Below are 25,741 nucleotides of genomic sequence, written 5' to 3' on the forward strand. Positions count from 1 at the left end.
GTATCCTGTACAAGACAGATACTAACACCAGGAATCGACAATGCAAGATGGCAATGCCTTGACCGTTTCAGACGGCGAGAAGACCGCCGGCTCCCGTGAAAAGGGTCTCAATCGGGTGCTTGAGATCCTGGACTTTCTGCACACCACGCAGCGGGCAATCGGTATTGGCGATCTTGCCAAGGGGGTGAACGCCCCGCGTTCGACCACCTACACGCTGGTGCGCTCGCTGGTCGACGCCGGCCTGCTGGAAATGGCCGGCGACGGCAACCGCGTCTATTTCGGCAAGAAGCTCTATCTCTATGGAATGGATTATGTGCGCGGCAACGATTTGTTGCGGCGCGGGCGCCAGGAGGTCGACCATCTGTCGCGCGAGACTGGCGAGACCTCGGAACTGTGCATGCTGCAGAGCGGCCGCTACACCATCGTCCACTCCAGCCCGGGCACCAGGCCGTTCCGCATCAGCTCGGCCACCGGCCTGCAGATACCGCTGCCCTGGACCGCGTCTGGCCGGCTGCTTCTGGCGGGGCTGGAGCGGGTTGAGATCGAAGCCATGGTATCGGACGACGATCTCGTGCTGCCCGATGGCCGCAAACTGCGGCTCGATGATTTCATCGCCGATATCGCCAAGGCTGGGGTGACCGGCTACTGCGTGACTTCGGGTCTGGTCGATGCCTATACGAAATGTCTTGCGGCGCCGGTCTTTTCAGCGCCGGGCAAGGTCGAGGCGACGATGTGCCTGGTGGTTCCCATCGATACGACCGAGGAGCGGACCGGCAGTCTCATCGGCCTGCTGCGCGATCGTGCCGCGAGGCTTTCGATCGCCGGATAGCGAAATGTGGATGCGTGGCGCCGGCGGTCTCAGGCGATGATGTCTGGAATGATCTTGTCTTCCAGCTTCATCAGCCGGTCCTTGAGGAACAGCTTCTTCTTTTTCATGCGCTGGATCTGCAGCGGGTCGCAATTCGTGGCGATCATGGCGTTGATCGCGGCGTCGAAATCGGCGTGTTCCTGCTTCAGCCGGGAAAATTCGAGGCGAATATCGGCCTTTTCCTGATCGGACATTCTCTACCGTCTGCACGTCTGCGGCGCCCAAAACTGGGCCTGATTGGGCGGGGGCGGCTATTTCTGCCACCGGTGCGCAGCCAATATCACATTTCACATTGTCGTGGAATGCTACCACGCAGCATTCGACATCACGGTCGGAAGGTGGCAAAGTGTCATCGTGCCGTCACAGAAACGACCTGCGGTGGACGTGCCTTTGACGGCTGCAATCGAGGAAAACCATGAAAGGGAGAACCAATCATGTCTCTTGCATCCCATCTTGATGAGTTGCAGCGGAAACACGGCGACATCGAACGCGAGCTCGATGATGCGATGAACCACCCGTCGGTGGACGACCTGGAAATCGTGTGTCTCAAGCGACGCAAGCTGGCACTCAAGGACGAGATTGAAAAACTGAGGGCGACCACGCATTGACGCTCAACTGATATAGCCGCTCACCACTTGCGGTCTTTCCTGCCGGCGGCTACCGCCGCCGGTGTTGGGGTTTTGATTTTATCGCCGGCTATGAGCCGAAGCTAATATTATTCCGCCAAGATCCTTCTGCCCAACCTATTTCCGATCCTGACGGCTGGCCATTTCTGGCCAGTGGCGACCTGTCGCCATTGACAAGCCATCTTTGCTCCTCCACCTCATGCCGGACTCTTGCGCTTCGGCCCCCGGGGTGTGCTTGTGCGTCGAAGTGGACGCTTGGCGCTCCAGAGACAAAAGGCTGCCGGCATGACCGGATATTTTTCCTTTCCTTTCCCCCGCCGCACCTCGGTCGGCGTCGATGTCGGCGGCGTGGTCGTCGGCGGTGGCGCGCCGGTCGTGGTGCAGTCGATGACCAACACCGACACCGCCGATGTCGACCAGACCGTCGCCCAGGTTGCAGCCCTGCACCGGGCCGGCTCCGAGATCGTGCGCATCACCGTCGACCGCGACGAAAGTGCGGCCGCCGTGCCGCGCATTCATGAGCGCTTGCTGCGGCTTGGCATCAACGTGCCGCTGGTCGGCGACTTCCACTATATCGGCCACAAGCTTCTGGCCGATCATCCCGCCTGCGCCGAGGTGCTGGCCAAATACCGCATCAATCCCGGCAATGTCGGCTTCAAGGACAAGAAGGACCGGCAGTTCACGGATATCGTCGAGATGGCGATCAAGCACGACAAGCCGGTGCGCATCGGCGTCAACTGGGGTTCGCTCGACCAAGAGCTGTTGACCCGGCTGATGGACGAAAACCAGGACAAGGGCTTTCCGCTGACGGCGCAGGAAGTGACGCGCGAGGCGATCGTGCAGTCGGCGATCCTCTCGGCCGAGATGGCCGAGGATATCGGCCTTGGCCGCGAAAAGATCATCCTGTCGGCCAAGGTCAGCGGCGTGCAGGACCTGATCGCCGTCTACACCGAACTCGCCACCCGCTCCAATCACGCGCTGCATCTCGGCCTCACCGAGGCCGGCATGGGCTCGAAGGGCATCGTCGCTTCGTCGGCCGCCATGGGCATCCTTTTGCAGCAAGGCATTGGCGACACCATCCGCATCTCGCTGACGCCGGAGCCGAACGGCGACCGCACGCGCGAAGTGCAAGTGTCGCAGGAACTGCTGCAGACCATGGGTTTCCGGCAGTTCGTGCCGATCGTCGCTGCTTGCCCCGGCTGCGGCCGCACCACTTCCACCGTGTTCCAGGAGCTCGCCCAGAATATCCAGGCGGACCTGCGCAAGAACATGCCGGTGTGGCGCGAGAAATATCCCGGCGTCGAAAACCTCAAAGTCGCGGTGATGGGCTGCATCGTCAACGGCCCGGGCGAATCCAAGCATGCCGATATCGGCATCTCGCTGCCCGGCACGGGAGAGACGCCGACGGCGCCCGTCTTCGTCGACGGCAAGAAGGCGGCGACGCTGCGCGGGCCGTCGATCGCGGCCGATTTCGAGAAGATGGTCGCCGACTATATCGAGCAACGGTTTGGGCAGCACGGCAAGGCCGCAGCGGAGTAGACGATGCGGCGTTTCCTCTGGGCGACGCTTATCTTCCTGTACGGGCTGGGTTGGTCGGCATTCGTTCAGGCCGACCCGCCGCAATCGGCCAAGCAGCGGCTGATCGACAAGGTCTGCACCCTCATCCAGGCCCATGCCGACCAGAATGGCTTGCCCCGGGATTTCTTCGCCCGGCTGATCTGGAAGGAAAGCCGGTTCGATCCCAATGCCGTCAGCCCCGTCGGCGCCGAAGGCATCGCCCAGTTCATGCCGGGCACAGCCAAGATGCGCGGGCTCGAAAACGCCTTCGACATCGACCAGGCAATCCCTGCGTCGGCTAAGTATCTCGCCGAAATGAAAACCAGCTACGGCAATCTTGGCCTGGCGGCCGCCGCCTACAATGCCGGCGAAAGCCGGGTGTCGCGCTGGCTGGGCTCGGGCGGCTTCCTGCCGATGGAGACAGAGAGCTATGTCTTCGACATTATGGGTGAACCGGTCGACAAGTTCACCGACCCTGCCTATGCCGGAAAGGTCGAGCCGCTCGACGCAAAGAGGGATTTTGCCGCCGCTTGCCGCAAGTTGCCGGTGATCATGTCGCAGACCGTAGCGATGGCTTCGATCAACGTCAAACCGTGGGGCATCCAGGTGGCCGGCAATTTCCGCCGCAGTGCTGCAATCGGCCAGTGGCTGCGGGTGAGAAGCCGGTTTCCGGCCCTGCTTGCCGGCCATGATCCAGTGGTGAGCCGGGTGCGCACGCCGATCGGCCGGCGCGGCATCTACGCGGTCAGGATCGGGATCGACGATCGCGCCGCCGCCAATGTCATCTGCCAGAAATTGCAGAGCGTCGGCGGCGCCTGCGTGGTGGTGCGCAACCGGTAGTCCAAACCAGCGATTTGCTTGTCGCATGCGGTAAAAATTTCGGTTATAGGCGCCCGCCATGACCGACAGACTCTACAGCGACCCCGATCTCGTCCAGTTCTACGATATCGAGAACATAGGCGGCGACGATTTCAATTATTGCGTCGGTTTCGCCGAAGATGCCCGCTCGGTTCTTGATCTCGGCTGCGGCACCGGGCAACTGGCCGCTGCGCTCAGCCACGGGCGCAGTGTCACCGGCGTCGATCCAGCGTCGCCGATGCTCGATGTCGGGCGCAGCAGGCCTGGTGGAGACAAGGTCGACTGGATTGAGGGAGACGCGCGAACAGTTCGGCTCGGCCGGCGCTTCGATCTGGTGCTGCTGACCGGGCATGCTTTCCAGGTGTTTCTGACGCCTGAGGATCAATCAGCAGTCCTGCGCACCATCGCCGAACATCTTGCGCCGGATGGTCTCTTCATTTTCGACAGCCGAAATCCGGTTGCGAATGAGTGGCAGGAATGGACGCCCCGGCGCTCCGAACGGATCGTTATGCATCCCAGCCTTGGCGCGGTGAAATCCTGGAATGATTTCGAGTGCGATGCCGTGACCGGTATCGTCACCTATTCGACGTTCTATGAAATTCCAGGCGGCGACAAGATTCTGGGAGCCGAATCGAAGATCGCGTTCCCGGCGAAGGAAGACCTTGCCAGGATGCTCAACGAAGCGGGCCTACTGGTCGAGCAATGGCTTGGCAATTGGCACGGCGAATCTTACGTTGATAGCGCTCCGGAAATCATTCCGATCGGCAGATTGCGCTGATCCGGCAACCGGCCGGTCAAGACTAAGCCGTCTTCGCCACCACCGTCTCGCTGAGCCAGGTGCCGATTTTCGTACCCAGTCGGTCCGGCGAGACCGGCTTCGGCAGATAGTCGTCCATGCCGGCCTCGATGCATTTGTCGCGATCGCCCTTCAGTGCGTGCGCCGTGACGCCGATGATCGGGATGTGACCGCCCGACGAGGCCTCGATCGCCCGGATGGCGCGGGTCGCCTCGTAGCCGTTCATCTCGGGCATCGAGACATCCATCAGGATCAGTTTCGGATGCAGCGACCGGTACATCTCGACCGCGGTACGGCCATTGCCGGCGATGCGGTAGCTCAAGCCGAGCCCGTTGAGGATCTGGCCGAACACCAGCTGGTTCACGTCATTGTCCTCGGCGATGAGGATATCGATCGGGCCGTTCAGCGCGGTGGTCGATTCCGGCGCTGTCGCGACCGGCAGGGCAGGACCACGAATGACGGTGAAGGCAGGCGGAGCCGTCTGCGGCATCGGCTGGACCGGCTCGCGAACGAAATGCGCCTTGCCGACCTGCGAACGGGCCTTCTGGATAACCGAGATGACCGTGCCGAGCAGGACCGCCGAGCGCGCCGGCTTGGTCAGATGCGCGGCAATGCCGAAATCGATGATCATCTTGCCGAAATCGACCTGGTCGACCGAGGTCAGGATGACGATCGGGATGGAAGAAAGCCGGCTGTCGGCAGCGATGGCCCGGGCGACATCGGCGCCGTTCATGCCGGGCATCTGGTAGTCGAGGATGATGCAGTCGACGCTGGCACCCAACTGGCAGGCCCGATCGAGGAAGGCGAGCCCCATCGCGCCGCTTTCGGCGGCGGCGCAGTCGAAGCTCCAGCTTCTGAGCTGCTCAAGCAGGATCTCACGGTTGACCGGATTGTCGTCGATGACCAGCACGCGCGCGCCGGTGACGTCGACCGGAACGATCGCGTCGCGGGCCTCGGCACGGTGTACGGACAGCGGCACCGCGAACCAGAAGACGGAGCCGCGCCCGATCTCGCTCTCGACGCCGATCTTGCCGGCCATCAGGTCGACAAGGCGGGCGGCAATAGCCAGCCCAAGGCCGGTGCCTTCGTGGCGGCGGGTCGAGGACCCATCGACCTGGGCGAATTTCTCGAACACGTTCTGCAGTTTCTCGGCCGGGATGCCGATGCCGGTGTCCTCGACCCGCAGCTTGAGCTGGACCACGTCGTTGACGGTCTCGCCGCCGACATCGATCAGCACATGGCCCTTCTCGGTGAACTTCACCGCATTGCCGACCAGGTTGGTGACGATCTGCCGGAAGCGGCCGGCGTCGCCGACGACATAGGCAGGCAGGCGCGGATCGACCCGCACGATCAGCTCGAGGTTCTTTTCGGCAACGCGCGCCGAGACCAGCGTCGCCACATCCTCGACCGCTTCGGCGAGGCGGAAGGGGGCAGGGTCCAGCGTCAACTGTCCGGCATTGATCTTCGAGAAGTCGAGGATGTCGTTGATGATGGTGAGCAGCGCATTGCCGGATTTGACGATGACATCGGTGAAGGTCTTCTGGCGAGGTGTGAGGTCAGTCTTGGCCAGCAATTCGGCCATCCCCAGCACGCCGTTCATCGGCGTACGGATCTCATGGCTCATATTGGCCAGGAATTCGGACTTGGCGCGGTCGGCGGCCTCGGCCTTGAACAGGGATTCGGCGGATTGGGCAAAGGCGCGGCGGATCGCCTGTTCCATCGGCCGGAAGACCCAGAAGGCGACGACAGCTAGCACGCCGAACAACAGGCCGCTCGCCCACAGCAGCAGCCGGTCGCTGGACGCATCGGCCAGATGGCGCTCCTCGTCCATCGCGGTGCGGATACGGACCAGCATCGGCTGGACAAACAGGTCGTTCTGGTTGCGGATTTCCCGGTAGCTCCATTCATCGCCCTTTTGCGCCACCGACATCAAATTGAGGTTGCGCACCATGTCGCGCGCCGACCAGAACAGGTCGCCGTTGACCGAGGAGGCTTCGAGTTCGTTGACGGTATTGGCCGACAGCCGCTGATGTATCGCGGCGAACTGGACGCCCAGCGTCTCGATCTCGCTGGTCAGGCGTACGGAATGGTCGCGCGCCGATGCGGTCAGCGCATCGCGCGTTTCGTTGCGCCAGGCCGAGCCGGTTGTCTCGGCGAAGCTGGTCGCATTGCGCAGGTCGCGGGTGAAGACGACGAGGTTGCTGCTCAGCCCATCGATCTCATGACGGAAGGAATTGACACGGTTGAGCCCAAACATGATGGCCGTGGAGGCCAGCGCGAAAATCAGCAATCCTGAAAGATAGCGAATCCGGACAAACCGGATGAAGGAAGAATATTCCGGCATGCGCAACCCCAACACATACGCATTATTTTAACGACCGGGATTACGCTTCATTTACATTAAGATTTCGTTCGCGCGCGAGCAGCGTGATTGCTCCGTGGCACGGCGCTGCGGATCAGATCGATGCGGTGATGCCACCGTCGACATAGAGTATATGGCCGTTGACAAAGGACGAGGCATCGGAAGCCAGGAACACGCAGGCCCCGACCAGTTCCTCGACCTTGCCCCAGCGGCCGGCTGGCGTGCGCTTTTCGAGCCAGCCGCTGAAGGCCGGGTCGGCGACAAGGGCTGCATTGAGCGGCGTGTCGAAATAGCCGGGTGCGATGGCGTTGCATTGCAGGCCATATTTCGCCCAGTCCGTCGCCATGCCCTTGGTCAGGTTGCCGACCGCGCCTTTCGTTGCCGTATAGGGGGCGATGCCGGGGCGGGCGAGTGCGGTCTGCACGGAGCCGATGTTGATGATCTTGCCGCGGCCGCGTCTGATCATGTGGCGCGCCACGGCCTGGCCGACATGGAACACGCTGGCGACATTGGTCTGCAACAGGCGCTCGAACGCATCGGCGGGAAAATCCTCGAGCGGCGTGCGGAACTGCATGCCGGCATTGTTGACCAAGATGTCGATCGGCCCGTTGCTCAACTCGAAGCTGTCGATCGCGGCGCGGACCGCGTCATGGTCGGTCGCGTCGAAGACAAGTGTTTCCGCCCCGGAAATCTGCGCCGCCGCAGCGGCAAGCTTTGCCTCGTCACGGCCGTTGAGGACCACCTTTGCACCGGCCTGCGCCAGGCCCTTGGCCAAGCCGAACCCGATGCCTTGCGATGAGCCGGTTACGAGTGCCCGGCGGCCGCTGAGATCAAACAAGGTGGATGACATTTGCCGATTGCCTCTCATTGCCGAATACGGTTGGGTCAAGTGAAGCGAAACTGGTGCAGGCGCGCAAGGCGATAGGCAAGCTGGTACGCCGTTGACGCGCGGCTTATGTTGATGCTGCTGCTGGAATTGCCTGGGAGTTTGCCTGCATGAAGTCGGTCGTCATCCACGCCGCAAAGGACCTGCGCATCGAAGACCGCCCGGTCGAGGAACCCGGCACCGGCCAGGTGCTGTTGCGTCTCGCCACCGGCGGCATTTGCGGCAGCGACCTGCACTACTACAATCATGGCGGCTTCGGAACGGTGCGTCTCAAAGAGCCGATGATCCTCGGCCACGAGGTTTCCGGTCGCATTGAGAAGGTCGGTCCCGGCGTCACCGGCCTGGAGGCTGGTCAACTGGTCGCCGTCTCGCCATCGCGGCCTTGCTATACCTGCCGCTATTGCCGCGAAGGCATGCACAATCAGTGCCTCAACATGCGCTTCTATGGCAGCGCCATGCCGTTCCCGCACATCCAGGGCGCGTTCCGCGAAATGCTGGTGGCGGATGCGCCGCAATGCGTGCCGGCCGATGGGCTGACATCAGGCGAGGCCGCGATGGCCGAACCGCTGGCGGTGTGCCTCCACGCCACAAGGCGGGCCGGCGAAATGCTTGGCAAGCGGGTGCTGGTGACCGGCTGCGGGCCGATCGGTTTGCTGTCGATCCTGTGCGCGCGGCGCGCTGGGGCTGCCGAGATCGTCGCCGTCGATCTGACCGATTTCACCCTGTCGATGGCGCTGCGTGCCGGCGCCGACAAGGCGATCAACAGCCGGACCGAGCCCGAGGGATTGGCGCCTTATCTGGCCGACAAGGGGACGTTCGATATCCTCTATGAATGCTCGGGGTCAGCGGCAGCGTTGGCACAAGGCATCGCCGCGTTGCGTCCACGCGGCACCATCGTCCAGATCGGCCTCGGCGGCGCCGAGATGGCGTTGCCGATGTCGGCGATCACCACCAAGGAGTTGACGCTCAACGGCTCGTTCCGCTTCCATCCGGAATTCGCCATAGGGGTCGAGCTGATGCGCAAGGGATTGATCGATGTGAAGCCGCTGATCACGCATACCGTGGCGCTGGACGAGGCTCTGTCCGGCTTCGACCTCGCCAATGACCGCAGCCAGGCGATGAAGGTCCAGATCGCTTTCGCGTGAGGGTCTGCTTGCCCGCTTCCCTGAATTCGGTGCTTGACGCAGCCGGCGCCGGCGATCAGCTCTTGCGCGCGGCGACGAAGGTCGCGGCTTGCCTTAGCAGCGCCGCCTGGTCGCCATAGGGCTCGAGCAGCGCATGGGCTTGTTCGACAAGGCCATGCAGCTGGCTGCGCGCCCAGTTCGCACCGTGCAGCGCCACCAGCGTTCCCTTGCCGGCGGCGGCGTCCTTGCCGGTCGCCTTGCCCATCTGGCTGGCGTCAGCCGTCAGGTCCAGCAGGTCATCGGCAAGCTGGAAGGCAAGGCCGATCGCCGAGCCGAATTCGGCCAGCCTCTCGCGGTCTTCGGACGAAGCGCCAGCGATAATGGCGCCGGCTTCGCAGGCGAAACGGATCAGCGCGCCGGTCTTCATCGCCTGCAGCCTTATGATGCCGGCCTCGTCGGGCGGTGTCTGTTCGGCTTCGAGGTCGAGCTTCTGGCCACCGACCATGCCGCCGGCGCCGGCGGCCCGGGTCAGCGCCAGCACCAAGGCCACGCGCCGCTCGGCCGGCAGCATGGTTGCCTCGCCGGCGATGATGTCGAAGGCAAGCGTCAGCAAGGCGTCACCGGCCAGGATGGCCGTCGCCTCGTCGAAGGCCTTGTGCACGGTCGGCTGGCCGCGGCGCAGATCATCGTCATCCATCGCCGGCAAATCGTCATGGATCAGCGAATAGCAATGTACACATTCGAGCGCGGCTGCCACACGCAGTGCCGCTTCGCCGTCGGCGGAAAACAAGGCAGCGCTTTCCATGACCAGAAACGGGCGCAGGCGCTTGCCGCCATTCAGTACGCCGTGGCGCATCGCCGCCATCAGCCGGTCGGGCCGCGCGATCTCGCCCGAAAGCGGACGATGGTCAAGCAACCGCCGCAGCAGCACCTCGACGGCCGCCGCCCGCCTGATGAGCGCCATTTCGAACGCCATTTCGTCGTCATTCGTCATGGCCGGGAGCGGTAGCCGACACTCAGACGTTGCGCAAGAAGGCAAGCGCCATTATGCCGGAGCAGTAAGAGCCCGTTTGGAAACTCTACTCCTGCGGTCATCTGACGGCGTTTTCTGCGCTTCCGGTGCTCACGTACTCGAATGTACGCTCCGCTCCGGTTCTCGAAAACACCGTCATATGACTCACAGGAGCGAGTTTCGAAACGAGCTCGCTGGTACGGGTTGGGCGGCTTGGCGGAACCGATCGTCGATCATGAAACCGAAAAGCTGGACATGGCGACGAGATCGCGGGGCGTGAACCGCCGCGGTCTCAGGCGCTGGGTCCGGCGCGGCATTGTCGTGGCCGCAGTGCTGGCGCTTATCCCGGCGGTGCTGACCTTCCTTTACCTGCCGTCCTTCGTGCATCCGGTGTCGACGCTGATGCTGAAGGATCTGGCGACCTTCTCCGGCTATGACCGGCGCTGGGTGTCGATCGATGATGTTGCGCCGGTATTGGCCCATTCCGTCATCATGTCGGAGGATGGGCAGTTCTGCTTCCACCGCGGCGTCGATCTCGGCGAATTGCGCGGCGTGGTCGACGATGCGCTGGCCGGCGAGGCGACGCGTGGCGCCTCGACCATCACCATGCAGACGGTGAAGAACCTGTTCCTGTGGTCGCGGCCGCTGGGCTCGGTGCGCAAGGTCGTCGAACTGCCGCTGGCGGTCTATTTCGACGCGGTGATGTCGAAACGCCGCATCATGGAGATCTATCTCAACATCGCCGAATGGGGGCCGGGCATCTACGGAATCGAGGCCGCGGCGCAGCATCATTTCGGCATTTCGGCAAAACAGCTGTCACGGCGGCAGGCGGCATTGCTCGCCGTCACTCTGCCCAATCCGATCGCCCGCAATCCGGCGAAACCCGGGCCGGGGCTCAGACGGCTTGCCAATCTGATCGAGCGGCGTGCCGGCCGTTCCGGTGCTTATGTCGGCTGCCTCGACTAGCCGGTACAAAAAAGATTCACTGCAGTGCTGGCCAAAACCGCATCGGGCGTGTATAGGCACCCGACTTTCTCAGATTTAGGCCCCGACATGGCCCTTTCACGAGGGCGGGCGGGGCTTTTGACCATGTAATGGAGCATATCCATGGCCGTTCCGAAACGCAAAACCTCTCCGTCCAAGCGCGGCATGCGCCGCTCGGCCGACGCCCTCAAGGCCCCGACCTATGTCGAGGACAAGAATTCCGGCGAAATGCGCCGCCCGCACCACATCGACCTGAAGACCGGCATGTATCGCGGTCGCCAGGTGCTGACCCCCAAGGAAAGCTGAGACCAGCTTTTTCTAGGGTTCGAGTTACAAAGGACCGGCCTCTGGCCGGTCTTTTTGCGTTTGGCGGGCTAATTCACCGGAGCTGAAGCTCACGTTGCCTTCTCGGCCATCGCTGGCAGCGGCTGACATGGTTGTTGCATCCAGTCTTCGAGCGTGTTGGCGGCTTTGCACGAAAAATCTTGACGGCGTGCCCGTGGCGCATTCTACAGAAGGTGCCCCCATATGGAGACGCCAGATGTTCGGTGCCGTCCCGCTTTTGATCGTGCCTTTCATTCTCTACAATCTCGGCCTGCTCGGAATTTTCGGCGGCGGCGACGATCCGTGGGCGAGCGAGATCTTCTCGTTCCACATGATGTCGGGCGGGGTGTTCTCGATGACGCTCGGCGACCTGCTGGTGCTGATCGGGCTGATCTTCCTGTTCCTCGAAATGGTGAAGTCGGCGCGCACGACCAGCGCCTCGATCATGGACCATCTTCTTTCGACGCTGGTCTTCGTCGCTTTCCTGGTCGAGTTCCTGCTGGTCAAGGGCGCCGCGCACTCGATCTTCTTCACGCTGATGATCATCGCGCTGTTCGATGTGCTGGCCGGGTTCGCGGTGTCGATGCGGTCGGCCAGCCGGGATATCAACCTGAATTAGGCTGCATTGATATTCAGGTGATGCCGGCCTGCGAAGGGTGGCTTCCTGCGCTTCCGGTACTCACGTACCCAAAAGTACGCTCCGTTCCGATTCTCGGAATCCATCCTTCTCGGCTCGGCCTGACCTGAATCTCAAAGCAGCCCCGCTTCGATGTGGGATGTCGAAGGATGCTCAGCCCGGATCGGCGGTGAAGCCGGCGGCCTCGATGCCGGCGATGGCCGCTGCCTCGTCATTGTCCGACGTGTCGCCGGAAATGCCGACGGCGCCGATGATGGCGCCGGCCTTGTCGCGGATCAGCACGCCGCCGACCACCGGCAGCACGCGTCCGCCCGACACGTCGGAAATGCCGGCGACCAGATGCGGGCGCTCTTTGGCGAAGGCCTCGACCTTGCGCGAGCCCATGCCGATCGCCAGCGCGCCATAGGCCTTGCCGGCCGACATTTGCGGGCGCAGGAACGAGGCGCCGTCCTGGCGCTGGAAAGCGACCAGATGGCCGCCGGCGTCAAGCACCGAGACGCCGAGCGGCTTGAGCTTGAGGTCGGCCCCCTTGGTGAAGGCGGCATCGATGATTTGCCTGGCTTTTTCGAGCGGCAGTGCGGTCATGGCAAGCTCCTGTTGAAAGGGACAATCATCGGCCGCCGGCCGGCCGATGCAATCCCGGTTTCGATTGAAATTGCTTCGCGTGAGAAGGCGGGATGAGGCTTATTCGGATCGCGCCGCGAACGCGGCAATGCGCTGATGCAATCAACTCTCACCAGATCAAGGGCGATGACGAAACTGGTGGATAACAGCGCGCTACTTTTTCTTGGCGCGTGCAGGCTTCTTGGCGGGCGCTGCCGGCACGTCGGCAAGGTCTTCGGCTTCCTTGGCGAGCCGCAGGGCCCTCAGCTTGTCGGTCTTTGCCTTGCGGGCGTCGCTCTCGGCGACATATTCCGCCATTGCTTTCTGGCGGACCGTTGCGGCCTCTTCCTGCTTCTTGAAGCGCTGATCGGCACGCGCGCGGGCACTATCCCTAGAGTTCTCAACCAAGACATTATCCAATCGCTTGAATTGTGATTTTCCGTATCTTCTAGCAGAGCCGGCCCTCGAACGGGAAAATAAGTTGATCAGGCGGCCGGGCTGGCGCTGAGAGCCTTGCTGGCGACCACAGCCTCATAAGCCGCCCGCAAGGTCGCGCGGACAGAAGGACCGGACGCCGTATCGAGCGGCGTACCGAGATGCTCATGGCGCAACTCGTCCATGAATTTCTCCCACATTGGCGGTCCGCCTTTTTCCAGGAGCTCGGCGCGGATCGAGAGTTCCTCGCTGGTCGGCAGCCAGACGCGGCCCCAGGCGCCGAGATGGGCCAGGATCGGCACCAGCGTGATGGCCATCTCGGTCAGGCTGTAGATCGCCTTCTGCTTGTGCGAGGGGTCGTCAGCCTTGGTCAGCATGCCGAGCTGCATCAAACGCTTCAGCCGGTCGGCGAGGATGTTGGAGGCAATGCCTTCCATCGATCCGTTGAGCAGCTCGCGAAAATGGCGCTTACCGCCGAAAATCATGTCGCGAAGGATGATCAGGCTCCAGCGATCTCCGAACACTTCCAGCGACAGGTTGATCGGGCAGCCGGATCGGCGATCGAGGCTCATTCGATTCTCTCCATAAAACCAGTTGCATTATCGTATCAGTTTTATTATGGTGCAACCGATTGCAAAGTGCAATCAGATGAGGAGGCCGCGATGACCACGATCGACCGATCCGAGATCATATCCGAAGCCTTTGGCGATCCGGCGAATCCCGCGCTGCTGCTGATCATGGGGGCGATGGCCTCGATGCTGTGGTGGCCAGATGCGCTTTGCGGAAAGCTTTCGGACGCCGGCCTGTATGTGATCCGCTTCGACAATCGCGATACCGGCCGCTCGACCAAATATCCGCCGGGCCAGCCGCCCTACACATTCGACGACATGGCCGATGATGCGATCGATGTCCTCGACAGCCACGGCATCGACATGGCCCATGTCGCCGGCATGTCGATGGGCGGCATCATCGCGCAACGCGTGGCACTCAAGCATCCGTCCCGTGTCGCGTCGCTGACCGTGATCAGCAGCTCACCGATGGGGATGGATACCTCGCATCTGCCGCAGACGACCGATGCCTATGCCGAGCATTCGGCCGAGGGGGCTGATGTCGACTGGTCGGACCGCCGCCAGGTGATCGATTTCATGGTCAGAGATACGCGGGCTATCGCTGGCATCGCGCATCCCTTCGACGAAGCCGGGATGCGCGCCTTCATCGAACGGGACTACGACCGCTCTGGTGGCTTCCTGAGCGCAACCAATCATTTTTCGCTCAAGGGCGGCGATGTGTGGAAGGGCCGCCTGCCGGCGATGGCGGCGCCGCTGCTGGTCATCCATGGCACAGCGGACCCGATCTTTCCGGTCGAACACGGCGAAGCACTGGCCGAGGCGGTCGCCGGTGCAAAACTGCTTCGCATCGAGGGCGGCGGCCACGAACTGCACCCGCAGGACTGGCCGGCGATATCAGCCGCCATCGTCGCGCATATCGAATCCCATTGAGACTTTGAGGGGGCGGGCTTGACGTTCAAGGTTCGTCGCAATAGTTAAGTAAATGCTTCAGTGTTGACCAAGCGGATGCACACCGCCCGCCATCGATGAACCAGAAAACAAACGAGCAAGAAATGTCCCTGACGCTGCATTTCCATCCGCTGGCCTCCTTCTGCTGGAAGCCGTTGATCGCGCTTTATGAAAACGGCACGGCCTTCCACCCGGCCATTGTCGATCTTGGCGACGAGCAGTCGCGCGCGGCCTTCCTGAAAATTTCGCCGACCGGCAAGATGCCGGCACTGCGCGACGATGCGCGCGACCGCACGGTGCTGGAATCGACCATCGTCGTCGAATATCTCGACGCGCACTATCGCGGGCCGGTCCAACTCGTTCCCGCCGGCATCGACCGCGCACTTGCCGTCCGCCAGGCCGACCGCTTCTATGATTTCTATGTGCAGGAGCCGATGCAGAAGATCGTCGGCGATCGGTTGCGGCCACAGGACAAGACCGATCCGTTCGGCGTCGAGCAGGCGCGCGGCCAACTGCGCACTTCCTACGCCATCATCGAAGAGGACATGCAGTCGAAGATCTGGGCGATGGGCGACAGCTTCACCATGGCCGACTGCGCGGCGTCCCCGGCGCTGTTCTATGCCAACAAGGTCGAGCCGTTCGGTGACAAGTACCCGGCCGTGAAACGCTATCATGACCGCTTGCTGCAGCGCCCTGCCTTCGCCAGGGTGATCGAGGAGGCGCAGCCCTACTTCAAGTTCTTCCCCTACAACAACGGCTGATCGCAATGCTGCACGATCCCGCCCAGCTCGACCGGATGTTCCAGGCGCTCGCCGATCCGGCGCGGCGACAGATGGTCGACCGGCTGTCGCGCGGCCCCGCCTCGGTCAGCCAGCTGGCCGAGCCGCTGGCGATGTCGCTGTCGGCCGTCGTCCAGCATCTCAACGTGCTCGAGGCGAGCGGACTTGTCCGCACGCAGAAGGTTGGACGGGTTCGCACCTGCCAGATCGAGCCGAAGGCGCTGCGGGCTGCCGAGCACTGGATCAATGAGCGGCGCCGCGCCTGGGAGCGCCGTCTGGACCGGCTCGGTGATTTTCTCGCCGAGAGCGAATGAGTTGAACAACAGGGAGAACGAGCATGGCTGCCAAAGCAAGGGCGGAGCTGATCCGGTTCTATTTCGCTGCCTATCAGGCAAATGAGCGCGATGTCGCCGAGACGATGCTGACGGACGACTTCACGTTTACCAGCCCCTATGACGATGCCATCGACCGCGCGACCTATTTCGCCCGTTGCTGGCCGGACAGTCCCGTCTTCAAGTCGATTACAATCGAGCGGATCAGCGAAGACGTGGATGCCGCCTTTGTCCTCTACCGCTGCGAAACGCTTGACGGCAAAACCTTCCGCAATACCGAACTGCATGCGTTTCGCGGCGACCAACTGCGCAGCGTCGAGGTCTATTTCGGCGCCTCCTATCGCGAAGGCGTTTTCATTCCGCAGAACCAGTCAAGCTGACCAACACGGGAGCAATCCATGACCGAACGTTCCGTCGTCCACTCTACCTTCGTCATCGAACGTCTCTATCCGGTGGCGCCGGCGAAAGTCTTTTTCGCGCTCAGCAACCTTGACGCCAAGCGGCGCTGGTTCACCGATCCCGACAACCCGATGCCCGGCCGCTTCGAGATGGACTTCCGCGTCGGCGGCAAGGAGGTCAATGCCGGTGAGCCAAAGGATGGGCCGATTCACATCTACACCGCCACCTATCAGGACATCGTGCAGGACCAGCGCATCGTTTACAGCTACGACATGCTGTTCGGCGATATCAGGATCTCGGTGTCGCTGGCCACGATCGAACTTTTTGCCGAGGGCAAGGGCACGCGGCTGGTGCTGACCGAGCAGGGCGCTTTTCTCGATGGCCATGACAAGTCGGAGACACGCGAGCACGGGACAGGCGTGTTGCTCGATATGCTCGGCGCCTCCCTGGGCACGAAGAACTGAAGGCGGTTGATCAGGCGGCGGCCTGAAAGGGTCAGGCTTCCCAGAACTGGTCGAGCCAGATGTTGAGTTTCAGGAAGCCGGCATTGCTTACCGTATAAACACGCCGCGTGCCTTCAGCCTTGGCATTGACCAGGCCGGCATCGAGCAACACTTTCAGATGCTGGGATACGGCCGGGCGTGAGACGGGCAATCCGGCGGCCAACTCGTTGACGGTCTTCGGACCGCGTCGAAGTTCTTCCAGAAGGTGGCGCCGATTGGGGTCGGCGATCGCCATGAAGGCGTCGGAAAACATCATGTCTCATTTGTGAGGCAAAGTTTTTCGAATCTCAACTGTTTGCTTCTGCTTTTCTTCTTGGATCGAGCCGCAATGCTTCCGGTGTCACCGACCGGTCGGCCGGCTGCGTCTTGAAGGCATCGCGATTTTCGATCGGCACCGGAGCGCGGCGGCTGATGCGCAGCAGCGTGTAGCCGGCGAGGCAGAGATGCGCGAAGGCGGTTGCCAGGAACAGCCCCTCCGGGCGCATCCAGCCCATCAGTGCCGCCGCCAGCAAGGGGCCGATCATGGTGCCGAAGCCGTAAAGCAGCAGCAGGCCGCCCGACACCTTGACGAAATCTTCCGACCGCGCGTGGTCGTTGGCATGTGCCACGGCGATCGAATAGAGCGTGTAGGCGAAGGCGCCGTAAGCGGCGGTCAGGACGATAACGAAGATGGCAGAGCGCGGCTCGAACAGGAAGATCAAGAGCGCCACCAACGCCCCGCCGAAAGCGGCGCCGGCGAGCACGTAACGCCGGTCGGTCTTGTCGGACAGGCGCCCGGCCGGCAGCTGCATGGCGGCGCCCGCAACGACGACAAGGCTCATCATCAGTGCGATCTCGGGCGTCGAGATGCCGATGCGCGCACCATAGACGGCACCCAGCGTGCCCCAGGCGCCGTTGGCGATGCCGACCAACAGGCAAGCGACCGCCGACACCGGCGAGTTGGCGTAGAGCCCCTTGACGTCGAGCTTGACGTCCTGCAGCGGCTTGGGATGCGAGGCCGTCGACACCGCGGTCGGGATCAGCGACAGGCAGAACAGGATGCCGGTGATCATGAACAGCGACGCCGACTTGACGTCGCCGCCGGCAACGATCATCTGGCCGCCCATGATCGAGGCATAGGTGACCATCATGTAGAGGCCGAAGACGGTGCCTCGATTTTCGTTGGTAGCTTTCTCGTTCAGCCAGCTCTCGATGACCATGAAGGCACCGGCCATGGTAAAGCCGGTGAAGGCGCGCAGCAGGATCCAGACATATTCGTCGATGATCAGGCCGGTGAGCAGCGCCACGATGGCGCCGGACGCGGCAAAGGCGCCGAAAGCGCGCACATGCCCCGCGCGGCGCACGAGACGCGGCGCGAAGAAGCAGCCGGTGACGAAGCCGCCGGCCCAGGCCGTACCCATCAGGCCGAGCGATGCGGTGGAGAAACCCTCCAGCTGGCCACGCAGCGGCAACAGCAGTCCATGCAATCCAGATGCCGCCAGCAGGAAGGCAGTGCCGCGAAGCAGGGAAAGGATCGGCCTGTAGGATGCGAGCATTTTTTTATCCGGCTGGACTCTGGAAGGGTCTGAAGACAGTCGCATTCCGGCTTTTCAGCGGCGGGCCGTTCCGCCCGTTCCTCTATCCACGGCGAAACAGCGCTTCGGCGGCCGACTTGGTGTTGTCCTTGGCCCTGAGCTCCGCCTCCAGCCGGGTGATCTCGTCGCGCAGGATGCCGATCCGCTCAGACAGTTCGCCAACGGAGAGCAGCGACAGGTCCTGCCCGATCTCGTGCGGGCGCGCCTTCTTCTTGGGTTCGTCGTCGAAGATCGCCATCGTTGCTCCTCCTCCGCCACACCAGTTTGGCCATTTGCCTGATTTGGCAATCAGCATACATAGGGCAAGGGCGCCGATGCAAACAGCCGATCTGAAAACGGCTGGGAAAGACGGGAAATCATGGCGAGTGGACAGAAAATTCCGGCAACTATGACGGCGATCGCGATCTCGGAGCCGGGCGGCCCGCGCGTGCTCAAGCCGGAAACGCGCGACGTGCCGGTGCCCGGACCCGGCGAAATCCTGATCAAGGTGCATGCCGCCGGCGTCAATCGGCCCGATGTGCAGCAGCGCAAGGGCGCCTATCCGCCACCGCCCGGAGCATCGGACCTGCCCGGTCTCGAGGTATCGGGAGAGGTAGCTGCCCTTGGCGACGAGATATCGCGTTGGCGCATTGGCGACCGGGTCTGCGCGCTGACGCCAGGCGGCGGCTACGCCGAATATGTCAAGGTTCATACCGGCAGCGTGCTGCCGCTGCCGGCCGGTTTCACCCACACGGAAGCGGCGGCGGTGCCGGAGAACTATTTCACCGTCTGGCACAATGTGTTCGAGCGCGGCGGCCTGAAGAAAGGTGAGACGCTGCTTGTCCACGGTGGCTCGTCTGGCATCGGCACCACGGCGATCCAGCTTGCCTCGGCCTTCGGCGCCTATGTCATCACCACCGCCGGCAGCAAAGAGAAATGCGACGCCTGCCTGAAGATCGGCGCCGACCGCGCGATCAACTATCGCGAGGAGGATTTCGTCAAGGCGGTCAAGGAGGCGACGGATGGCAAGGGCGCCAATGTCATCCTCGACATGGTCGGCGGCGATTATGTCCAGCGCAATTACGAGGCTGCAGCCGTCGAGGGCCGCATCGTCCAGATCGCAGTGCAGGCCGGCGCCGTCGCCAGCGCTGATTTTTCAAAGATCATGGTCAAGCGGTTGACCCATACGGGTTCGACGCTGCGGCCGCGCACCGTCGAGTTCAAGGCGGCGATCGCGGCGGCGCTGGAGGCGCAGGTCTGGCCGCTGCTCGGCACGCGCAAGGTGGCGCCGGTCATGGACATGATTTACCCGCTCACCGATGCCTGGCGCGCGCATGAGCGGATGGAGGAGGGCGAGCATATCGGCAAGATCGTGCTCGACGTCGGCTAGGACGTATCGATATTCCGGTGATGCCGGCCTGACCTAGATCTCGACACGTCCGGGTCAGCGCCCTCCGTCCCTGCCTACAAGATGAACAGAAGCTTAATGGTGCAATGCAGCATTTGCATCATTGCTATGCAAAATCGGCCGTTCAAGTCCTCATCGATGATGCCTATTTGTGCATCATCGAAACGAACACCCCATCAGGAGGACTACCATGAACCCGATCCGTGCTTTCCGTAACTGGCGTATGTACAACGAGACCGTGCGCGAACTGAACCGCCTCAACGCACGTCAGCTCAGCGACCTCGGCATCAGCCGCGGCGACATCGAACGCATCGCCCGCAAGGCGATCTGATTATAGGCATGCCCCGGCCGCAGGGCCGGGCTCATGTTGAGAAGTAGAGCCGTCGCAGACGTCTCCCGTCTCCGGTTCCGAACCCGCTGGACACTGTCCGGCGGGTTTTGTCGTTTGGTATCCAGGTGATTGCTTCGCCGATTCCAGGAGCGCGCGCAGTGTCTCCTCGCCCGGGCTGCGCAGATCAGCGACAAGAAGCGGTTCAACGGCGCTGCCCAACCGGAACCGTTCCGGGGCATTTTGCTTATCCATGATTGACCGCGGTTGCCGCCGTGGCATGGTTGACCTTGGGGAAGACCCGTCGGCCTGAAGCGGTGGTTGTTTTGGGTTCGGCAACATGCTTGCCCGGAAAGGCATCGTGTCCATGCTCGACGACCTGACGAACAGGATCTACGAGGCGGCCTTCGTGCCGGATCTCTGGCCTGATGTGCTGGAGGATATCGATGCCGTCTCCGGCTCCGTTGGTGGCGCCGTGTTTCTGTTCGGCGACGACCAGCCGGCGCGCGGCAGGGCGATCGAATTCCTGCAGGATTTGCAAGGTGAATTGCTGGCGAGCGATACGCTGCAGTTTTCGACAGCGGTTTCACGCATGTGCGCGCTGCAGCCGGCGAGCTTTGTTGACGTCGAGGCTTTCCTGACACCAGAAGAGATCGAGAATGACCCGGTACGCCAACGGCTGCGCGCCATGGGCATCGGTGCGCATGCCTGCACCGCGATACCGATGCCCAGCGGTGAGCTGGCGATTTTCGTCTTTCAGCGACGGCTGGGTGAAGGCGACTACGACCAGAAGAGCCTGGACGTGCTCGATAGCCTCCGGCCAGCCATGGCGCGCGCCGGCCTGATAGCGGGGCGGCTCGGCCTTGAACGTGCCGAGGGGACGGTTACCGCCATGACGGCAATGGGCCTGCCGGCGGCCGTCCTGTCGCTGAAAGGGCGGGTGATGGTCGCCAACGCGTTGTTCGACGGCCTGTCCTCCCTGTTCCTGCCCACCGCTTTTGGCGGCATGGCTATTGCCGACGCCGAAGCCAATCGGCTGTTCCAGCAGGCCGTCATCGCCGCGCGCAACGAATTGGAGCCGACGGTTCGCTCCATACCGGTGCAAGGCGTGGAGAACCGGCCGCCGATGGTTCTGCACATGCTGCCGCTGCGCCGTTCGGCGCATGAGATATTTTCGGGGGCCGACATTCTGGTGGCGGCTACGGCGCTCAGCGCCAGTTCGCTTGTGCCTTCGCCGACACTGCTTGCCGGACTGTTCGACCTGACGCCAGCCGAGGCGCGCCTGGCCACGGCGCTGTCGCAAGGCCATGTGCTCAAAGCCGCGGCAATCGGTTCCAACATTACGGAAAAGACCGCCCGGACCTATCTGGAGCGAATATTCGCCAAGACAGGGACACGCCAGCAAAGCCAGCTCGTGGCCCTGCTGAAAAGCGCTGGACCTTTTGGCTAGGTCGCCGGCGGTCTGGGCATTCGAATGCACTTGCCGCCTGCCTCACGTATCGGGGCCGCCTGCCTTCCCAAAAACGTTGCGAAACAGCAAGGGAACGGTTATACAGGCCGCGAATTTCCCATTTTGGTGGCTCTAAACCACCGCCCGCGCGGGAACGCGGGCGAACGAGAAGGATTTTTGAAATGGCCAATACGCTGCTGATGCCCAAGGCGACCGCCGTCTGGCTGGTCGACAACACCGCGCTGTCCTTCGAGCAGATCGCGCAGTTCTGCGGGCTGCATCCGCTCGAGGTCAAGGCGATCGCCGACGGCGAATCGGCGCAAGGCATCAAGGGCATGGACCCGATCATGACCGGCCAGCTGACCCGCGACGAGATCGCGCGCGCCGAGAAAGACCCGAACCAGCGCCTGAAGCTGTCCGACCCCAAGGTGCGGGTGCCGGAATCCAAGCGCAAGGGCCCGCGCTACACGCCGCTGTCGAAGCGTCAGGATCGGCCGAACGCCATTCTGTGGCTGGTGCGCAACCATCCAGAACTCAAGGACGCGCAGATTTCGCGTCTCGTCGGCACCACCAAGTCGACGATCGAGCAGATCCGCGAACGCAAGCACTGGAATTCCGCCAATCTGCAGCCGATGGACCCGGTGACGCTGGGTCTGGCCTCGCAGATCGACCTCGACATGGAAGTCAACCGCGCCTCGCGCGGCCGCGAGCCGGCGCAGCCGGTCGGCGACACGCTGCTGCCGGCGGCCTTGACCGAACGGCTGGTGCCGGCCCCCGAGAAGCCGAAGGACGAGGATGCCGAACTCGACGCCAACGCGGTGTTCGCCAAGCTCTCGGCGCTAAAGTCGAAGAATACGGACGCTGACGACGACGAGTGAGGCCTCGCACCCTCAATGAAAAAAGCCCGCTTCGAGCGGGCTTTTTTCTGGGATCAGGCAGCTTCAGCTGCGTGCCACGCGGTCCGGCGCCATGCCGTAGTCCTCTGAGCGCTCCACCGCGCGGTAGAAGTCGGCAAGCTGCTTGCCCCGCTCCGGCTTGAAGATGCGGCCGGCGATAACCACCGAGGCGATGCGGTCGATGCGGAAGGCGCGGAAATCGTCGCGCATCTCGCACCAGGCGACCAGCGTCCACACCTTGCCCCAGAACCACAGGCCGAGCGGCCTGATGTCGCGCGCGGTGCTACGGCCGGCCTCATCCGAATAGTCAACGGTTAGCACCTGGCGCTTTTCGACCGCACGCTCGATCAGGTCGATCGCCTCGCGGGCGGCGTCGCTGACCACCCACATCGGCGTGTGGATCTCGGTGCGGGCGATGCGATCCTTCTCGGCATCGGGTAGCACGGCACCGATCTTGACCAGCGCCTCGTCGGCGGCGCGTGCCATGGCGGCGCCGCCAAAGGCGCGCACCATGCGGGCACCGGCAACCAGCGCCACGATCTCGTCACGCGTGAACATAAGCGGCGGAAGGTCGAAACCCTCCCTCATCATGTAGCCAACGCCAGCCTCGCCGTCGATCGGCACCCCGGTCGACTGCAGGTCGGCTATGTCGCGATAGATCGTTCGCTCGGAAACCTCGAGCCACGTGCCGAGTTTCTGGGCGGTGACCAGACGGCCACCCCGCAGATGCTGCACGATCTGAAAGAGCCTGTCGGCGCGGCGCATCGTTTGCTTCCCCAGTGTTGTCTTCAGGCATGCCGTGGCTCCCGGACCGGACCCACTTCCAGATGACATGCATTACGGTTTCAGCCCTTCGTGCTTGCGCTGCGCGGCGACGAACTCCGCGCCGAAGGACAGTTTGCTCGTTGTCGGTGCCTTCGCATCAAGCACGCGCCAGAAAGGGGCGATGTCGTTCAGTGTCATGCCGCGCCCAAGGTCCTCATTGGCGGCTTCGGCAACGGTGCGCAGATGATAGCCTATGGTGACCGGGCATGTCACTTCGGCGCCATGTTCAACGGCAAGGGCCGTGCGCAAGGCGCGGACATCCATCTCGACGCCTTTGGGAATCGAGCGGATGAAATCATCGACCTGACGCGCGGTCGGCACCAGCATCGGCTGGCCTTCGACCACGTCACCCATCGTGCGCGGCGTCGGTTTCACGCCGTTGATGCCAGGCGTATTCAGCCTGTCGTTCCAGCTTTTCATCGATCGTCCTCTTCGGCCGGCCATGCGCATTATCCCACCATCGCATGTGCCTCCTGACAGCATACTGTCAGGAGGCTTCAGCATACTCCTTGGCAAACAGCGTTCGCATCTGCGCGAGATCGCCGCCTCTTTCGGGATAGAGCGTGTTGAGAAAGGCAAGGGCGAAGGTGCCGGGCGCCGAGCCTGGCGCGGAAACGATCTTGCCGTCGGCCACGGCGCGCGGCACGTCCTGATAGTTGCTGTCGCCGGCATAGCCGGCCTCATGGCCGTTGATCCAGTCAGGGCCATTGCTGGTGTGCCTGGCGTTCTCGAACATGCCGGCACGCGCCAGTGCCAGCGTTCCGGCGCAGATGCCACCGACCACGCCGCCGCGCGTTGCGACGGCATTGAGCAGTTCAGCGACATCCGGCGGTGTCTTGCCCGCCCACTGATCGGAACCGATGACGGCAACCGCATCGAGATCGGCATTCTCTTCAACGCCGGCCGAACGGTCAGGTGTCAGCCGAAAACCGCTGATTCCGGTCACCGGCTTGCCTTCGGGCGTCAGCGACACGGCGCGGGCGCCGAACCATTCGACCGCCGAGGCCGCCAGCAAACCATATTCCCAATCGGCAAAACCTTCGATGAAGAGGAAGCCGATTGTTTTCTGTTCGGGCATAAGCGCGCTCCATCCCTCGCATGCCGGACCTGATATTTGGGCGCTGGTCCGGCCACATCCAATATTCGTGTCGAAAAAATAGTCTCAATTGCCGCGGGAGCGACGTTCCGCATACATATCCGGCCAGCCGATATCCTTGCGGATGTCCGCGGGCAGTGCGTTCATGAAGCGCTGCGTGCGGATTTCGTTGCGCATGGTGCGAACCTTGCCGACATAGTGCTGCATGCCGCGCAGAATGGTGTAACCGTTCATAACCAGTCTCCTCTCTCTTGATGGAGACACTATCGCATACCCCTCCTGACAGCAGTCTGTCAGGAGGATGTCAGGCGCCAGGCGATAGTTTGGTTCGATGCATCTCCTCAGGGGAAGCCTTGTTTTTCGCTGCCGTCGTGCCTCGCCTCAGCAGCCGGTGGGGGCACCGACTGTTCACCAATAAAGAGACAATGAGCCCCGTATTGTTCATCTCACGGCGACGGACTGTCAGGATAGGTGGCCTTCAGCGAGGTGGGCGCAGTTCTGATATGAAAGGAGAAAATTCTTCCCCAAAAACAGGGAGACGACCATGAGCTTGCAACTGACAGGAATTCACCATCTGACCGCCATCACAGCCAATGCGCCGGGCAATCTTCACTTCTACACCAAGATGCTGGGCCTGCGGCTGGTCAAGAAGACGGTCAATCAGGACGACACCTCGGCCTATCACCTCTTCTATGCGGACGGCGAAGCAACGCCGGGCACCGACCTCACCTTCTTTGACTGGCCGGTCGGCCGCGAACGGCGCGGCACCAACAGCATTGCGCGAAACAGCCTCAGGGTCGGCAGCCCGGAAAGCCTCGCCTGGTGGAAGCAGCATTTGAACGGCGAGAACGTCGTAACGAGTGAGATCGCCGACATTGGCGGCTATCCGTCGTTGGATTTCGAAGATCCTGAAGGCCAGCGGCTGCGGCTGATCAGCGATGGCGGCAAGGGCGGCAGCCATCCCTGGGCGCAGAGCCCGGTGCCGGCCGAGCATCAGATCCGCGGGCTCGGGCCGATCGTCATCAGCGTTCCCGACATCACCAACACCGAGGCGGTGCTGACCAGGGTGATGAACATGCGCAAGGTCCGCGACTATGCCTCACCTGATGGCGAGGGCCAGGTCCATGTCTTCGAAATGGGCGCGGGCGGGCCGGCGGCGGAACTTCATGTCGCCGTGCAGCCCGGGCTGGCGCCTGCGAGACAAGGCGCCGGCGCGGTTCACCACGTCGCCTTCAGGGCACCGGACCAGGAGACGTTGCATCAATGGACCGCACGTCTGGCCGAATTCCGCCTGCCGTCGAGCGGCGAGGTCGAGCGCTATTACTTCCGCTCGCTCTATTTCCGCGAGCCGAACGGTGTCCTGTTCGAGATCGCCACGGACGGGCCGGGCTTCACCGCTGATGAGCCGCTGGAGACGCTGGGCGAAAGCCTGGCCCTGCCGCCATTCCTCGAACCGAAGCGCGCTTCGATCGAAGCTGGCCTCAAGCCGCTGAAGTAGATTGATTGCCGGTCAAAGGCCGGCGCCACGTTCTGGATCGTGACGCCGGCCCTGACATTGGGCGCGAATGAATGGCGTGCTTTGA

General features: G+C 62.7%; 33 protein-coding genes. 19 read left to right on the plus strand and 14 right to left on the minus strand.

Going from position 1 to position 25,741, the window contains the following annotated elements:
* Positions 1 to 40 precede the first annotated feature (40 nt).
* Positions 41 to 829, plus strand: coding sequence for an IclR family transcriptional regulator (locus EB235_RS07760; protein ID WP_027031540.1), 789 nt, complete (start codon positions 41 to 43; stop codon positions 827 to 829).
* Positions 830 to 858: 29 nt separating this feature from the next.
* Here EB235_RS07760 and EB235_RS07765 read toward each other — a convergent pair whose 3' ends face one another.
* The gene (locus tag EB235_RS07765; RefSeq protein ID WP_027031539.1) at positions 859 to 1,062 is read right to left on the minus strand and encodes a YdcH family protein; all 204 of its coding nucleotides are present in this window, start codon (positions 1,060 to 1,062) and stop codon (positions 859 to 861) included.
* Between the two features lie 240 nt (positions 1,063 to 1,302).
* On the opposite strand from EB235_RS07765, the gene EB235_RS07770 reads away from it, so the two are divergent.
* From EB235_RS07770 to EB235_RS07785, 4 genes are all read left to right on the plus strand, one after another.
* Complete coding sequence (locus tag EB235_RS07770) at positions 1,303 to 1,476, plus strand: YdcH family protein (RefSeq protein ID WP_080680852.1); 174 nt, start codon at positions 1,303 to 1,305, stop codon at positions 1,474 to 1,476.
* Positions 1,477 to 1,779: 303 nt separating this feature from the next.
* Positions 1,780 to 3,033, plus strand: coding sequence for a flavodoxin-dependent (E)-4-hydroxy-3-methylbut-2-enyl-diphosphate synthase (gene ispG, locus EB235_RS07775; protein WP_171878138.1), 1,254 nt, complete (start codon positions 1,780 to 1,782; stop codon positions 3,031 to 3,033).
* Positions 3,034 to 3,036: 3 nt separating this feature from the next.
* Positions 3,037 to 3,891, plus strand: a complete 855-nt coding sequence (locus EB235_RS07780; protein ID WP_027031537.1) for a lytic transglycosylase domain-containing protein — start codon at positions 3,037 to 3,039, stop codon at positions 3,889 to 3,891.
* 58 nt (positions 3,892 to 3,949) lie between these two features.
* Positions 3,950 to 4,687 (plus strand): class I SAM-dependent methyltransferase, encoded by a 738-nt coding sequence (locus EB235_RS07785; protein ID WP_027031536.1) that lies wholly within the window; start codon positions 3,950 to 3,952, stop codon positions 4,685 to 4,687.
* A 22-nt stretch (positions 4,688 to 4,709) separates the two neighbouring features.
* Here EB235_RS07785 and EB235_RS07790 read toward each other — a convergent pair whose 3' ends face one another.
* Entirely contained in the window at positions 4,710 to 7,049 is a 2,340-nt protein-coding gene (locus EB235_RS07790; protein WP_027031535.1) for a response regulator, read from the minus strand.
* A 112-nt stretch (positions 7,050 to 7,161) separates the two neighbouring features.
* Positions 7,162 to 7,917: an SDR family oxidoreductase gene (locus EB235_RS07795; RefSeq protein ID WP_027031534.1), complete on the minus strand. Its 756-nt coding sequence runs from the start codon at positions 7,915 to 7,917 to the stop codon at positions 7,162 to 7,164.
* A gap of 146 nt (positions 7,918 to 8,063) precedes the next feature.
* Between EB235_RS07795 and EB235_RS07800 the strand changes: the two genes are divergently transcribed.
* The gene (locus EB235_RS07800; protein ID WP_027031533.1) at positions 8,064 to 9,098 is read left to right on the plus strand and encodes an L-idonate 5-dehydrogenase; all 1,035 of its coding nucleotides are present in this window, start codon (positions 8,064 to 8,066) and stop codon (positions 9,096 to 9,098) included.
* Positions 9,099 to 9,153: 55 nt separating this feature from the next.
* Here EB235_RS07800 and EB235_RS07805 read toward each other — a convergent pair whose 3' ends face one another.
* On the minus strand, positions 9,154 to 10,071 hold the full coding sequence (locus EB235_RS07805) for a polyprenyl synthetase family protein (protein ID WP_051429704.1): 918 nt from the start codon (positions 10,069 to 10,071) through the stop codon (positions 9,154 to 9,156).
* Between the two features lie 222 nt (positions 10,072 to 10,293).
* Between EB235_RS07805 and EB235_RS07810 the strand changes: the two genes are divergently transcribed.
* The 3 genes from EB235_RS07810 to EB235_RS07820 all read left to right on the plus strand — a co-directional run bounded on the left by EB235_RS07810 (position 10,294) and on the right by EB235_RS07820 (position 12,016).
* Entirely contained in the window at positions 10,294 to 11,055 is a 762-nt protein-coding gene (locus tag EB235_RS07810) for a biosynthetic peptidoglycan transglycosylase (RefSeq protein WP_027031531.1), read from the plus strand.
* A gap of 141 nt (positions 11,056 to 11,196) precedes the next feature.
* Complete coding sequence (gene rpmF, locus EB235_RS07815) at positions 11,197 to 11,379, plus strand: 50S ribosomal protein L32 (RefSeq protein WP_008834724.1); 183 nt, start codon at positions 11,197 to 11,199, stop codon at positions 11,377 to 11,379.
* 235 nt (positions 11,380 to 11,614) lie between these two features.
* Positions 11,615 to 12,016: a hypothetical protein gene (locus EB235_RS07820; RefSeq protein ID WP_027031530.1), complete on the plus strand. Its 402-nt coding sequence runs from the start codon at positions 11,615 to 11,617 to the stop codon at positions 12,014 to 12,016.
* A gap of 171 nt (positions 12,017 to 12,187) precedes the next feature.
* Here EB235_RS07820 and EB235_RS07825 read toward each other — a convergent pair whose 3' ends face one another.
* The 3 genes from EB235_RS07825 to EB235_RS07835 form a co-directional block, all read right to left on the minus strand.
* Positions 12,188 to 12,619 (minus strand): GlcG/HbpS family heme-binding protein, encoded by a 432-nt coding sequence (locus tag EB235_RS07825; RefSeq protein WP_027031529.1) that lies wholly within the window; start codon positions 12,617 to 12,619, stop codon positions 12,188 to 12,190.
* A gap of 192 nt (positions 12,620 to 12,811) precedes the next feature.
* Positions 12,812 to 13,045 (minus strand): hypothetical protein, encoded by a 234-nt coding sequence (locus tag EB235_RS07830; RefSeq protein ID WP_027031528.1) that lies wholly within the window; start codon positions 13,043 to 13,045, stop codon positions 12,812 to 12,814.
* Between the two features lie 77 nt (positions 13,046 to 13,122).
* On the minus strand, positions 13,123 to 13,644 hold the full coding sequence (locus EB235_RS07835; RefSeq protein ID WP_027031527.1) for a winged helix-turn-helix transcriptional regulator: 522 nt from the start codon (positions 13,642 to 13,644) through the stop codon (positions 13,123 to 13,125).
* A 90-nt stretch (positions 13,645 to 13,734) separates the two neighbouring features.
* Between EB235_RS07835 and EB235_RS07840 the strand changes: the two genes are divergently transcribed.
* From EB235_RS07840 to EB235_RS07860, 5 genes are all read left to right on the plus strand, one after another.
* Positions 13,735 to 14,571, plus strand: coding sequence for an alpha/beta fold hydrolase (locus EB235_RS07840; protein ID WP_027031526.1), 837 nt, complete (start codon positions 13,735 to 13,737; stop codon positions 14,569 to 14,571).
* Between the two features lie 122 nt (positions 14,572 to 14,693).
* Positions 14,694 to 15,350 carry a glutathione S-transferase family protein gene (locus EB235_RS07845; protein WP_027031525.1) on the plus strand — a complete coding sequence of 219 codons (657 nt, stop codon included), beginning with the start codon at positions 14,694 to 14,696 and terminating at the stop codon, positions 15,348 to 15,350.
* Between the two features lie 5 nt (positions 15,351 to 15,355).
* Complete coding sequence (locus tag EB235_RS07850; RefSeq protein ID WP_027031524.1) at positions 15,356 to 15,682, plus strand: ArsR/SmtB family transcription factor; 327 nt, start codon at positions 15,356 to 15,358, stop codon at positions 15,680 to 15,682.
* A 23-nt stretch (positions 15,683 to 15,705) separates the two neighbouring features.
* The gene (locus EB235_RS07855; RefSeq protein ID WP_027031523.1) at positions 15,706 to 16,080 is read left to right on the plus strand and encodes a nuclear transport factor 2 family protein; all 375 of its coding nucleotides are present in this window, start codon (positions 15,706 to 15,708) and stop codon (positions 16,078 to 16,080) included.
* Positions 16,081 to 16,098: 18 nt separating this feature from the next.
* Complete coding sequence (locus EB235_RS07860; RefSeq protein ID WP_027031522.1) at positions 16,099 to 16,563, plus strand: SRPBCC family protein; 465 nt, start codon at positions 16,099 to 16,101, stop codon at positions 16,561 to 16,563.
* A 31-nt stretch (positions 16,564 to 16,594) separates the two neighbouring features.
* Here EB235_RS07860 and EB235_RS07865 read toward each other — a convergent pair whose 3' ends face one another.
* The 3 genes from EB235_RS07865 to EB235_RS07875 form a co-directional block, all read right to left on the minus strand.
* Positions 16,595 to 16,858, minus strand: coding sequence for an ArsR/SmtB family transcription factor (locus EB235_RS07865; protein ID WP_027031521.1), 264 nt, complete (start codon positions 16,856 to 16,858; stop codon positions 16,595 to 16,597).
* 31 nt (positions 16,859 to 16,889) lie between these two features.
* Positions 16,890 to 18,137: an MFS transporter gene (locus EB235_RS07870; RefSeq protein WP_027031520.1), complete on the minus strand. Its 1,248-nt coding sequence runs from the start codon at positions 18,135 to 18,137 to the stop codon at positions 16,890 to 16,892.
* Positions 18,138 to 18,219: 82 nt separating this feature from the next.
* Positions 18,220 to 18,414, minus strand: coding sequence for a DUF1192 domain-containing protein (locus tag EB235_RS07875; protein ID WP_027031519.1), 195 nt, complete (start codon positions 18,412 to 18,414; stop codon positions 18,220 to 18,222).
* 120 nt (positions 18,415 to 18,534) lie between these two features.
* Here EB235_RS07875 and EB235_RS07880 point away from each other — a divergent pair, with 120 nt between their 5' ends.
* The 4 genes from EB235_RS07880 (at position 18,535) to EB235_RS07895 (ending at position 22,219) form a co-directional block, all read left to right on the plus strand.
* Entirely contained in the window at positions 18,535 to 19,545 is a 1,011-nt protein-coding gene (locus EB235_RS07880) for an NAD(P)H-quinone oxidoreductase (RefSeq protein ID WP_027031518.1), read from the plus strand.
* A gap of 208 nt (positions 19,546 to 19,753) precedes the next feature.
* Positions 19,754 to 19,894, plus strand: a complete 141-nt coding sequence (locus EB235_RS07885) for a DUF1127 domain-containing protein (RefSeq protein ID WP_080680851.1) — start codon at positions 19,754 to 19,756, stop codon at positions 19,892 to 19,894.
* Positions 19,895 to 20,258: 364 nt separating this feature from the next.
* Positions 20,259 to 21,341 (plus strand): helix-turn-helix transcriptional regulator, encoded by a 1,083-nt coding sequence (locus EB235_RS07890; RefSeq protein WP_027031517.1) that lies wholly within the window; start codon positions 20,259 to 20,261, stop codon positions 21,339 to 21,341.
* 182 nt (positions 21,342 to 21,523) lie between these two features.
* Positions 21,524 to 22,219, plus strand: coding sequence for a DUF1013 domain-containing protein (locus tag EB235_RS07895; protein ID WP_027031516.1), 696 nt, complete (start codon positions 21,524 to 21,526; stop codon positions 22,217 to 22,219).
* A gap of 63 nt (positions 22,220 to 22,282) precedes the next feature.
* Here EB235_RS07895 and EB235_RS07900 read toward each other — a convergent pair whose 3' ends face one another.
* The 4 genes from EB235_RS07900 to EB235_RS07915 all read right to left on the minus strand — a co-directional run bounded on the left by EB235_RS07900 (position 22,283) and on the right by EB235_RS07915 (position 24,392).
* Positions 22,283 to 23,002 carry a helix-turn-helix transcriptional regulator gene (locus EB235_RS07900; RefSeq protein ID WP_027031515.1) on the minus strand — a complete coding sequence of 240 codons (720 nt, stop codon included), beginning with the start codon at positions 23,000 to 23,002 and terminating at the stop codon, positions 22,283 to 22,285.
* A 72-nt stretch (positions 23,003 to 23,074) separates the two neighbouring features.
* Positions 23,075 to 23,482, minus strand: coding sequence for a hypothetical protein (locus EB235_RS07905; RefSeq protein ID WP_027031514.1), 408 nt, complete (start codon positions 23,480 to 23,482; stop codon positions 23,075 to 23,077).
* A gap of 67 nt (positions 23,483 to 23,549) precedes the next feature.
* Positions 23,550 to 24,140 (minus strand): DJ-1/PfpI family protein, encoded by a 591-nt coding sequence (locus tag EB235_RS07910; protein ID WP_027031513.1) that lies wholly within the window; start codon positions 24,138 to 24,140, stop codon positions 23,550 to 23,552.
* 84 nt (positions 24,141 to 24,224) lie between these two features.
* Complete coding sequence (locus tag EB235_RS07915; RefSeq protein ID WP_080680850.1) at positions 24,225 to 24,392, minus strand: hypothetical protein; 168 nt, start codon at positions 24,390 to 24,392, stop codon at positions 24,225 to 24,227.
* 310 nt (positions 24,393 to 24,702) lie between these two features.
* Between EB235_RS07915 and EB235_RS07920 the strand changes: the two genes are divergently transcribed.
* A complete protein-coding gene (locus EB235_RS07920) occupies positions 24,703 to 25,656 on the plus strand; it encodes a ring-cleaving dioxygenase (protein ID WP_027031512.1) in 954 nt (317 codons plus the stop codon).
* Positions 25,657 to 25,741: the final 85 nt, after the last annotated feature.

This window comes from Mesorhizobium loti R88b, from assembly GCF_013170845.1.
GTDB classification, from domain to species: Bacteria; Pseudomonadota; Alphaproteobacteria; order Rhizobiales; family Rhizobiaceae; genus Mesorhizobium; species Mesorhizobium loti_B.